7 protein-coding genes are annotated in these 11322 nt (G+C 72.5%); 5 read left to right on the forward strand and 2 right to left on the reverse strand.

The window, feature by feature from the left end; genetic code table 11:
- The first annotated feature begins 12 nt into the window (after positions 1 to 12).
- Positions 13 to 735 carry a 2OG-Fe(II) oxygenase gene (locus AC07DS_RS01415; RefSeq protein ID WP_479141553.1) on the forward strand — a complete coding sequence of 241 codons (723 nt, stop codon included), beginning with the start codon at positions 13 to 15 and terminating at the stop codon, positions 733 to 735.
- Positions 736 to 830: 95 nt separating this feature from the next.
- On the forward strand, positions 831 to 2459 hold the full coding sequence (locus tag AC07DS_RS01420) for a multicopper oxidase family protein (RefSeq protein ID WP_479141555.1): 1629 nt from the start codon (positions 831 to 833) through the stop codon (positions 2457 to 2459).
- A 183-nt stretch (positions 2460 to 2642) separates the two neighbouring features.
- On the opposite strand, the gene AC07DS_RS01425 is transcribed toward AC07DS_RS01420, so the two are convergent.
- Positions 2643 to 5741, reverse strand: coding sequence for a glycoside hydrolase family 2 TIM barrel-domain containing protein (locus AC07DS_RS01425; RefSeq protein WP_479141557.1), 3099 nt, complete (start codon positions 5739 to 5741; stop codon positions 2643 to 2645).
- A gap of 265 nt (positions 5742 to 6006) precedes the next feature.
- Here AC07DS_RS01425 and AC07DS_RS01430 point away from each other — a divergent pair, with 265 nt between their 5' ends.
- On the forward strand, positions 6007 to 8382 hold the full coding sequence (locus AC07DS_RS01430) for a SpoIIE family protein phosphatase (RefSeq protein WP_479141559.1): 2376 nt from the start codon (positions 6007 to 6009) through the stop codon (positions 8380 to 8382).
- Between the two features lie 72 nt (positions 8383 to 8454).
- Here AC07DS_RS01430 and AC07DS_RS01435 read toward each other — a convergent pair whose 3' ends face one another.
- Positions 8455 to 9003: an RNA polymerase sigma factor gene (locus AC07DS_RS01435; protein ID WP_479141561.1), complete on the reverse strand. Its 549-nt coding sequence runs from the start codon at positions 9001 to 9003 to the stop codon at positions 8455 to 8457.
- A 47-nt stretch (positions 9004 to 9050) separates the two neighbouring features.
- Here AC07DS_RS01435 and AC07DS_RS01440 point away from each other — a divergent pair, with 47 nt between their 5' ends.
- Positions 9051 to 10439 (forward strand): serine/threonine-protein kinase, encoded by a 1389-nt coding sequence (locus tag AC07DS_RS01440; protein WP_479141563.1) that lies wholly within the window; start codon positions 9051 to 9053, stop codon positions 10437 to 10439.
- A gap of 158 nt (positions 10440 to 10597) precedes the next feature.
- Positions 10598 to 11284: a DUF4232 domain-containing protein gene (locus tag AC07DS_RS01445; RefSeq protein ID WP_479141564.1), complete on the forward strand. Its 687-nt coding sequence runs from the start codon at positions 10598 to 10600 to the stop codon at positions 11282 to 11284.
- The last annotated feature ends 38 nt before the right edge of the window (positions 11285 to 11322 follow it).

Raw genomic sequence — 11322 nt, forward strand, 5'->3', positions numbered from 1 at the left:
CAGACTGGGCCCATGGAGTTCACCCCGGCCGAGGCCCGCCGTCGCGTGGCCGGCACCGACTGGGCCGCGCTCGCGGCCGAGTTGGACGAGCACGGCTGCGCGCCCACGGGCCCGCTGCTGACCACCGAGGAGTGCGCCGGCCTGGCGGCCCTGTACGACAGGCCCGAGCTGTTCCGCACCACCGTCGATCTGGCCCGGCACCGGTTCGGGTCCGGCGAGTACCGCTACTTCACGCACGACCTGCCCGCCCCCGTGGCCGCGCTGCGGGCCGCCCTCTATCCGCGTCTGCTCCCCGTCGCCCGGGACTGGGCGGCCCGTCTGGACCGACCGGCGCCCTGGCCGGACTCCCTGACCGGGTGGCTGGAGCGCTGCCACGCAGCCGGCCAGGACCGCTCGGCGCAGATCCTGCTGAGCTACGGTCCGGGCGACTGGAACGCCCTGCACCGGGACGTGTTCGGCGAGCTGGTCTTCCCGCTCCAGGTCGTCATCGCCCTGGACGCGTACGACACCGACTACACCGGCGGCGAGTTCCTGCTGGTCGAGCAGCGGGCGCGCGCCCAGTCCCGGGGCACAGCGACCGTCCTGCGGCAGGGACACGGCCTGGTGTTCACGACCCGCGACCGGCCCGTGGCCAGCCGCCGCGGCTGGACGGCCGGAGCGGTGCGGCACGGGGTGAGCACCGTACGGTCCGGCCGCCGGCGCACCCTGGGGCTGGTGTTCCACGACGCCGCCTGAGACGGCCGGGTTCCACCGCCTCCGCGACCCGACATCATCAGACGCGCCGCCGAGGTTCCCTCACATATCAGCGCAAAACGTGTCTTATTTCATTCATGCACACACCTTCGCGGCGTACCCTGCTCCGAGCCCCGTTCGCTGCCGCCGGCGCGGGACTCCTGGCTGCCTGCACCGACTCCGGCTCCCACCCCCACTCCAGCCCACGACGGGGCGCGGCGGCCGGCGACGGGGACTTCGTCCCCCCGGGTCCCAAGGGATATGTCGAGCCGTCGGGTCCGGAGGTCCGAGCCGCCGAGCGCAAGCGCGGCTCCGGTCCGGTGCGCATGCTGAAGTTGACCGCCGCCGAGACGACGCTGGACCTGGGCGGGCGGAACGTGCGGACCTGGGCCTACCACGACCAGCTGCCCGGGCCGCTGGTGCGCGTCACCGCCGGCGACGTCCTCAGCCTCAACCTCGCCAACCGGTTGCCGACGACCACCACGCTCCACTCCCACGGCGTGCGCATGCGCTGCGACATGGACGGCGTTCCGAGCCTGACCCAGCGGGCCATCGACGCGGGAGACGACTTCACCTACCGGTTCACCGTCGCCCATCCGGGCACCTATTTCCTCCACTCCCACGTCGGGCTCCAGCCCGACCGCGGTCTGTACGCCCCGCTCATCGTCGACGACCCCAAGGAGCCCCTCAAGTACGACAAGGAATGGATCCTCGTGCTGGACGACTGGCTCGACGGCGTGGACGGCTCCACCCCCGACGGTGTGCTCGCCCAGCTCATGCCGGCGGGCATGAAGATGGGCAGCATGGCCATGGGCCCCGGGCAGGACGATCACAGTTCCGGCAAGCCGGCGAGCCCGCACGCCTCGCCCTCGCACAAGTCCTCCGGCCCCTCCCGCGTGTTGCACGGCTCGCACAGCCAGTTGCTGCGCGGCGAGGCCGGCAGCGTGAACTATCCGCTCTACCTCGCCAACGGCCGCATTCCCACCCAGCCCTCGACGTTCCGCTGCCGCCCCGGTGAGCGCATCCGGCTGCGGATCATCAACGCCGGCTCCGAAACCGCCTTCCGCGTCGCGCTGGCGGGCCACCGACTGACCGTCACGCACACCGACGGCTATCCGGTGCAGCACAGGACGACCGACGCCCTCCTCATCGGCATGGCCGAACGCTACGACGTTCTCGTCACCGCCAAGGACGGCGTCTTCCCCCTGGTCGCGCTGGCCGAGGGCAAGAAGGGCCAGGCCCTCGCCGTCCTGCGCACCGACAAGGGGAGGACCGTTCCCCCGGCCGACGTCCGCCCGGACGAGCTCGACGGGGAGGTCGTACTGGCCCGCCGCCTCGTACCGGCCGACTCCGTGGTCCTCGACGACCGCGAACCCGACCGCGAGATGCGCGTCCGGGTCACCGGCACGATGGAGAAGTACGACTGGGGCTTCGACCACGAGCAGTACGACGAGCGCCAGCGCCACCCGGTCCGCGCCGGTGAGAGGGTGCGGCTCACCCTCATCAACGCCACCGACATGTGGCACCCGCTGCACCTGCACGGTCACACGTTCGCCTTGACCGGGCTGGACGCCGCCGGCGCGCGCAAGGACACCGCGATCGTGCTCCCGCACCGCAAGCTGGTCGTCGATTTCGACGCCGACAACCCCGGCCTCTGGATGCTCCACTGCCACAACCAGTACCACTCGGAGAGCGGCATGATGACCATCCTCGGGTACCGCAAGTGACCGGGTGATCCGGAGGGGACACTCCTACCCCTGGTCCGCCACGAACGAGGCCATCCAGGCCGGCGCCGCGTTCCGGTCGACGGCTGTTTCGTCGGTGGACCAGGACTGGATGTCGTCGACGTAGCAGAACTGGCCCGGGCAGCCGGACTGCGCGGGCCGTCCCCGTCCGGACCCTCGAACCGACTAGACGTCGAGCCTGCTGATGCGCACCGCTCCCCCGGCCTCGCCCGGGTGCGCGCTGGTGAGCGTGAGGCGCACGCGTGAGCCGCGTACCGCGGCGAAGGTGATCACCGTCGGGCTGTCGGAGGCGGTGGCCCAGTCCACCTCGGCGCCCGTCACCGGCGCATAGGCGCTCCCATCCCACACCGCCACCTCGACCGCGGCGGGCAGGGCGTGGGTGCCGTCGACCGTGAAGGAGACCGCCACCCGGTCGACGGTCCGGGCCCGCCCGAAGCCGACCGACACCCAGTCCTCGGCGCGGGCCCCGTCGAAGGCGGGCAGCAGAGCTGTGGCCGACTTGGCGAAGGCGTTGGACCAGCCGGTGGCAGGGTCGCCGTCCAGCGTCGCGGCGGGCAGGGTGTCCGGGCGGCCGGAGTAACTGGCGTCCGCGTGGGGATGGCCGGGGGCGGCCGGCCAGTCGGGCTCGAAGGCGGGCGCATCGGTGGTGGTGGCGCCGCGGGCCGGTGTGGTGCGCACGCTCGTCGTGCCCTTGCGCAGGCCGTCCACCCGCGCCGTGACCTTCAGGGTGCCCGGCTCGGCGCCGGAACGGACGATGGCGAGGGCCTTGCCGTGGAACGCGGTGCGGGTACTGGCCTGGTAGCGCTCGGCGCTCTCCTCGCGGCCGTTGTCGAGGCCGGCCAGGGAGCCGCCGGTCACGTCGAAGGTGATGAGGTGCTCGGCGTCGGGCACGACCACTCCGTGCGCGTCCACGATGTCGGCGGTCACGAAGACCAGTGAACGGCCGTCGGCGGCCAGGGCCCCCCGGTCGGCGGTCAGGCGCACGGCGTGCGGGGCGCCCGCGGTGCGCAGCACGTCGGTGGCGACCACCTTGCCGTCCCGCCGGGCCACCGCCTTCAGCTCACCGGGCCGGTACGGCACCTTCCAGGTCAGGTGCAGCTTGCCCGCGCTGCCGTTGGGGCTGGTGTAACTGCCCGGGTAGGGGCCGTCGGTGAAGGTCTTGTCGTCGCCGGTGGCCTCGGTGGTCTCCAGGTAACCGCGGCCGTCGGTGGTCTTCTTGGCTTCGAACTCCCGCACCCCGAGGGACCGTCCGTCGAGGAACAGCTCGACCGACGGGACGTTGGCGTACGCCCAGACCTCGACCGTGTCGCCCTCCTCGTGGTTCCAGGTCGTCGGCAGCAGATGGACCATCGGCTCGGTCGTCCACTGGCTGCGGAACAGGTGGTACATGTCCTTCGGGAAGCCGGCCGTGTCGACGGCGCCGAAGAAGGACGCCTTCACCGGGAAGACGTCGTACGGGGTCGGCTCGCCGATGTAGTCGATGCCCGACCACAGGAACTGCCCCGCGAACCACTTCCGGTCCCGGTCCTTCTTGTGCCCGTACTCGCCGCTCATCGTCCAGGACGCGAGGTTGTTGTCGTAGGAGGAGGCCTCCCGCCTGCCCGGTGTGTGGTTCTCGCCGGTGTTGAGGTGCTCCGGTTCCTGGTACGAGCCCCGGGTCGAGGTCTCCGAGGAGGACTCGGACTCGAAGAGGAACAGATGGGGGTACTTGGCGTGCAGGGCGTCGACCGACCTGGCCGTGTTGTAGTTCAGGCCCAGGCCGTCGAGCTTGGCGAGCATGCGGTCGGCCGCGGAACCCGTGGCGGGCACGCCGTGGTACTTGTTCGAGCCGATGACGACCGGGCGGGTGCCGTCGGCGGCCTTGACGGCGCCGATGATCCGGTCGGCCATGGCGAGCCCGGCGGTCGAGGTGGAGTCGGGGATCTCATTGCCGATGGACCACAGGACGACGGCGGGCGAGTTGCGGGCCGCCAGCACCATCTCCGTGGCGTCCCTCTCGCACCACTCGTCGAAGAACCGGCCGTAGTCGTACCTGGTCTTGCCGGTCTTCCAGCAGTCGAACGCCTCCACCATCATCAGGATGCCCAGCTCCTCGCAGACCTGGATCATCTGCGGCGAGGGCGGGTTGTGCGAGGTACGGAAGGCGTTGACGCCCATCGACTTCATGATCGTCATCTGCCGGCGCACCGCGTCGACGCTGATCGCCGCGCCGAGGGCACCCTGGTCGTGGTGCAGGTCGACGCCCTTGATCTTGGCGTAGGTGCCGTTGAGGGAGAAGCCCTCGTCCGGGTCGAAGCGGTAGGTGCGGATGCCGAAGGGGGTGCGGTACGTGTCGGTGGTGCGGCCGCCGGCGCGGAGTTCGGTGTGCAGGGTGTAGCGGTGCTCCGGGCTCGTGAAGTCCCACAGGAGGGGTTCGGGGACGGTCAGTTCGTGGGTCTCGGTGGCCTGCTCGGAGACGGCGGCGGTGGTGGACGTGCGGGCGACCGTGCGGCCGTCGGGGCCGGTGATCCGGGACAGGATCTCGACGTCGGTACCGGCACCGGACTCGTTGAGCACGGTGGTGGCGACCCGCACCACGGCCCGTTCCGGACCGACCTCGGGTGTGGTGACGTACGTGCCCCAGCGGGCCACGTGCACGGGCTCGGTGATCACCAGGCGGGCCTCGCGGTAGATGCCGCTGCCCGAGTACCACCGGCTGCTCGGCAGCTGGTTGTTGACCTTGACCGCGAGGACGTTCGGGGTGCTGCCGTCGGTGTGCACCAGGTCGGTCAGGTCGAGTGCGAAGCCGGTGTAACCGTAGGGGTGGCGGCCGGCCTCGGCGCCGTTGCAGTAGACGTACGAGTCCATGTAGACGCCGTCGAACTCCACCGAGACGCGTTTGCCGGCCTGGGCGGGCGGCAGGGTGAAGGCGAGCCGGTACCAGCCGAGGCCGCCCGGGAGGAATCCGGTGCCGCTGGTGGTGCCATGGGCCGTCGTGGGGGTCTGCTCGATGCTCCAGTCGTGGGGTGCGGCAACCTCGCGCCAGGCCGAGTCGTCGTATCCGGGCTCGGCGGCCTGTGCGTAGGCGCCGGTCGGGTCGGTGATGCCACCCGGGTCGACCAGCGCGAAGCGCCAGCCGTCGCGCAGCGGGACGGTGTGGCGTCCCGGCGCGGCACCGGACGCCCCGGCGGCCGGTGCGGCCGCGGCGTCCGGGCCGCTCAGGAGTGCTCCGGCCGCGGGCGCTGCCGTGGCTGCGACCAGAACCGATCTGCGAGTGACCGTCATGACGACTCTCCCTCATCAGGGCCCAGAAGTACTCACAACTGATCGTGAACAAACAGATTCTGACGGTCCGCCACGGGCGATCGTCAAGGGCGCCGCACCTTGTACCTGCCCTGGCCGGCACTTCGGCCTGAATTCCCCCTTGACCGTGTTCGACGGATCGGCCCGGTCTCCGGGGGTCGGGGTTCACGGGGGTGCGCGACGCACTACGCTGGAACGCAAGTGGTGCCACCTGTTCACTGTGAGTGTGCGCTTGGGAGCGGCGACGATGAGCCGGGTCTATCCGTTCGACGATGCGGCGACGGCCCGGGCTGTCATCGACGACGACGGAACACTGGTGGAGTGGAACGAGGGCGCGCGACGCCTGCTCGGCCACCCGGCCGACGAGGTCGTGGGCCGCCCCGCGACCCTGCTGCTGGCCGGGCAGGACTCCCTGGTCACGCCCTCCGGCCGGCGCTGGGAGGGGACGGTCGGTTTGCGCCACCGGGACGGCCGCACGGTCTCCGTGTGGCTGCTCGCCCACCGCCGCCCGCCCGGTGACGGGCACCGCGGCGACTGGCTCGTGGTCACCCCGCTGACCGGCCGCGACCCCGGCACCGACGACGACCCGCTCACCCGGGCCGGACTGGTCCAGTCGCCGTGCGCCGTCGCCGTGTACGACGACGCGCTGCGGCTGCGCCGGATGAACGAGGCCATGGCCGAGGTGATCGGCCTGCCCGAGGAGCGCGTGCGGGGCCTCAGGGTCGCGGAGATCGGCGGCAAACAGCAGAGCGAGGAGCTGGAGCAGAACATGCTCCAAGTACTGACCACGGGCCGACCGCTGGACATCGAGACCCTCATGCGCACCGGCGGCGGGGACCGGGCGCACGCCTGGCTGGCCCGGATGGCGCCGGTCACCGACGACGAGGGCCGGGTGCGGGGCGTGTGCCTGGCGGCACACGACGTCACCGACAACTACCGGGCCAGGCAGCGGCTGCAGCTGCTGAACGAGGCCAGCGTGCGCATCGGCTCGACCCTCGACGTCACCCGTACGGCACAGGAGCTGGCGGACGTGTGCGTGCCCGCGCTCGCCGACTTCGTCACCATCGACCTGCTGGACCCGCAGGAGTACGGCGGCGAGCCCCCGGCGCGCATCACGGCCCCGGTGAACCTGCGCCGGGTCGCACACCAGTCGATCCTGCGCGGCATTCCGGAGGCGGTCGCCAAGCCCGGGCAGACCGAGGTGTACCCGGACTTCTCCCCGCAGGCGGACTCGCTGACCGCCGGCCGCACCATCCGGGCCACGGTGGCCGCGGGCGACATGGCCCAGTGGCTCACCTGGAGCAGCGTGCGCGGCGACCGCGTGCGGGACTTCGGCATCCACTCCTCGATGTCGGTGCCGATCCAGGCCCGTGGACTGACCCTCGGGGTGGCGGTCCTCACCCGGCACCGGAGCCCGGGGCCGTTCACCGACGACGACATGCTGCTGGCCGAGGAGATCACCGCCCGGGCCGCCGTCTGCATCGACAACGCGCGCCGCTACTCCCGTGAGCGCGAGACCGCCCTCGCGCTGCAACGCAGCCTGCTGCCCCGCACGCTCCCGCGCACGGCCGCCCTGGAGGCCTCCTCCCGCTATCTGCCGGCGGCCCGGGCCGGGGTGGGCGGCGACTGGTTCGACGTGATCCCGCTGTCCGGGATGCGGGTCGCGATGGTCGTCGGGGACGTCGTCGGGCACGGCATCCAGGCCTCGGCCACCATGGGCCGGCTGCGCACCGCCGTACGCACCCTCGCCGACATCGACCTGGCCCCGGACGAGCTGCTCACCCACCTCGACGACCTGGTGGTCCGGCTGTCGGAGGAGTCCGGCGGCGAGGGCAGCCCCGGCGAGGTCGGCGCCACCTGCCTGTACGCCGTCTACGATCCGGTGTCGCGGCGCTGCACGCTGGCCCGGGCCGGGCATCCGCCGCCGGTGGTGCTGGTGCCGGGCAGCGAGCCCCGGCAGCTGGACCTGCCCGCCGGTCCCCCGCTGGGCCTGGGCGGGCTGCCGTTCGAGTCGGCCGAGGTGGGGCTGCCCGAGGGCACCGTCCTCGCCCTGTACACGGACGGTCTGGTGGTGTCCCGGGCCGGGGACACCGGCCGGCAGCAGCTGTTCCAGGCGCTGCGGGCCCACGCGGACTCCCTGGACGAGACCTGCGACCAGATCCTGCACGCGCTGCTGCCGCCGGGCGGCACCGCCGACGACGTGGCGCTGCTGCTGGCCCGCACCCGGGGGCTGGCCTCCTCCCAGGTGGCGACCTGGGACATCCCCGCCGATCCGGCGCTGGTCGCACCGATCCGCAAGCAGGTCCTGGAGCAGCTGGAGCGCTGGTCGCTGAGCGAGGTCGGGTTCACGGCGGAGCTGGTGGTGAGCGAGCTGGTCACCAACGCCATCCGGTACGGCGCCCACCCGATACGGCTGCGGCTGATCCACGACCCCGTCACGCTGATCGTCGAGGTGTCCGACACCAGCCACACCGCCCCGCACCTGCGGCGTGCCAAGACCTTCGACGAGGGCGGCCGCGGGCTGCTGCTGGTCGCCCAGCTCACCCAGCGCTGGGGCAGCAGGCACACCGCGGAGGGCAAGACGATCTGGGCGGAGCTGTCGCTGCTCGACGAGGACCAGTGACCGCTGCCGCAGGTCTGGACGTCTGGAGGTCCAGTGGCAGGGGATCGGTGACCAGGAGTCGGAAGCAGCGGTTCAGTAGCCCCGCAGCCAGGGTCGTACCAGTTTGCGGGCCTCGTGCAGCCGGGACTTGAGCGTGCCGAGGGGGATGCCGACACGCTCGGCGATCTCGGCGTACTCCAGCTGGCAGATGTCCCGGTAGACCAGGGGCGCGACCAGGTGCGGGTGCTCGCGCTCCAGCCGGTCCAGTGCCTCCAGCAGATCGATCCGGGAGCCCGCGATGACGCTGGTGGTGCGCGGGTCGATGTGCTCGGCGGGCTCGATGACCACGGGCTGCTCGGCCGCCCGGCGCTTCAGCTCGCGGTACTTCTGCCGGCAGCAGTTGGCGACGACCGTGTAGAGCCAGGTGCTGAAACGGCTGCGGCCCTCGAAGGCGGAGATGTGCCGGGCCACCTGGAGAAGTACGTCCTGGGCGGCCTCCTCGGCGTCCTCCCGGCAGGGCAGGAAGCGCCCGCAGCGGCGCACCACCTCGGGCCGCAGCTCGCTCAGCAGCCGGTCCAGGGCCGCTCGGTCGCCCGCCGCGGCACGCCGGGCGAGGTCTTCGGCCGTCACCCCATCCTGCACGTCAGGGTCCCCCTCGAAGTCGATCTCAGGGCAGGCATGATAGTCGTATGCACTCCCTGGAGCGGATCGGCCGCTACCGCCTCGAACGAACCCTGGGCACCGGCGCCTTCGCCACGGTGTGGCTCGCTCACGACGACGAGCTGGACGCCCTGGTCGCGGTGAAGGTCCTTGCCGAGAACTGGGCCCACCGGCTCGACATCCGGGAGCGCTTCCTGTCCGAGGCCCGGCTGCTGCGCCGGGCCGGCTCCAGCCGGGTCGTCCAGGTCTACGACATCGGTGAACTGCCGGACGGCAGACCGTACTTCGTGATGCAGTACGCCGACGGCGGCACCCTGGCCGATCTGCTGGCGGCCGGCCCGCTGCCGGTGTCCCAGGCGCTCGTGCTGACCGCGCAGGCCGCGCGGAGCGCCGCCGCACTGCACGAGGCGGGCATCGTCCACCGCGACATCAAGCCGAGCAACGTGCTGCTGCACACCGCCCCGGACGGCGAGAGGCGACTGCTGCTGGCCGACCTGGGGCTGGCCAAGAGCCTCGCACAGGCCTCGGTGCTCACGCTCGCGGCGGGCTCGGCGGGCTATCAACCGCCGGAACAGGCCGAACCCGGGGAGGGCATCGACGCCCGCGCCGACGTCTACAGCCTGGGCGCGGTGGGCTACGAGCTGGTCACCGGGACCGTGCCCGGGCCGCCGGGCAGGGTCGTACCGCCCCGGCGGCTGCGGCCGGACCTCGGCGAGGACGTGGAGCGGGCGCTCCTGCGCGCCCTGGAGCCGGACCGGGAGCGGCGCTGGCCGGGAGCGCACGCGTTCGCGGACGAACTGGAGCGGCTGGCCGCGGCCTCCGGCGTACGGCACGGCAGGCGGCTCGACGGCGTCCGGGGCCGGCTCGGCACCGGGACGCTGGTGCTGGCCGCGGTACTCGCCGCCGGGGCCGCCGCCGTCACCGTCACCGTGCTGCTCCACCGGCCGGACACCGCCGAACAGTCCACGGTGAAGGACTCCACCGGCCGGGTCGCCGTGCAGGTGCCGGCCGGCTGGGCCCGGCAGGTGCGCGGCTCCGGCTGGGATCCGCACGCGCTCGGGCTGCCGGCGGGGCACGAGCCGGGCCTGGTGGTCGCCGACGACGTGGCGCACTGGTCCGACCTCGGGGCCGCGGTCGACGGCGTCTTCCTCGGGGTCAGCGAGCACGGCGACGTCACCGCCCGGGTGAAGACCCTCGCCCACTCCGGCTGCCGCGAAACCGGCAGCCGCACCTTCGCCGGCACCCGCTGGCGCGGCCTGATCCGGACCTGGGACACCTGTCCGGACGGCGGCTCCGTCACCGAGTCCGCGCTCCGCCCGGCGGACGGCTCCACCGGGCCACAGGTGTACGTGCAGGTACGCCGGCAGGGTGACAGCGACCCGACCGAGGCCATAATCCGCTCCCTGCGGGTCACCTGACGCGACGCACGAGGTCGGGCGGGGTCAAATCGGGGAAAAGAACCCTGCGAGTCCCGAACTTTTCCGGTGGCCCGGGCATCGCAGTGTGATGACGGCGCACCCGGCGCCGAAGGCACGCGGCAGCCGCGTGCCACGAACATCCAGGAGTGTTGAGCGACATGGCGTACTCATCCCGGTCATTGCAGCGCGGGGCCCTGCTCGCGGGCACGGCGGCCGTACTGGGCCTCCTGACCGCCTGCGGCAGCAACGACACCCACTCGACACCCCAGACGGTGCCGGGCACCGCGGCTCCGGCGACCGAGACCACGGGCGGCGCACCCTCGTCCGGCAAGTCCGCCACCGCCTCGACACCGGACGGCGGCACGGCGTCCGCCGCCCCGGGCAAGGCCACCTCCTCCGGCACCGGTACCACGACCCAGAGCGGCAGCACCCGGTGCCACACCTCCGAGCTGCGTGCCGCCGTCGGCAGCAACAACCCGGGCGCCGGCCAGGAGAACTTCCCCATCGTGCTCACCAACAAGTCCGCCCGGACCTGCACGTTGCGCGGCTATCCGGGCGCGGCCTTCGTGAACGCCTCCGGGACCCAGCTCGGCCCGGACCCCAAGCGGTCCGGGGGCTCGCCGGTGACGGTGACCCTGCGGCCCGGACAGAGCGCCTGGGCGGGCCTGACCTTCTCCAACCCGGAGATCAGCGGCGCCAAGACGGCCACGCCGGCCACCCTGGTGGTCACCCCGCCGGACGAGCGGGACCCGCTGAGGGTGGCGTGGACGGCCGGAGCGGTCCCGGTGTCCGGGAACTCCTCCTCCGTCTTCCTGACCGTCTTCAACTCCGGTACCGGCGCCTGACCGAAGCCCCTCCGAGAACCCCGCTGCCCGGTCACGGA

The sequence above is a fragment of the Streptomyces sp. NPDC044064 genome (assembly GCF_056434245.1).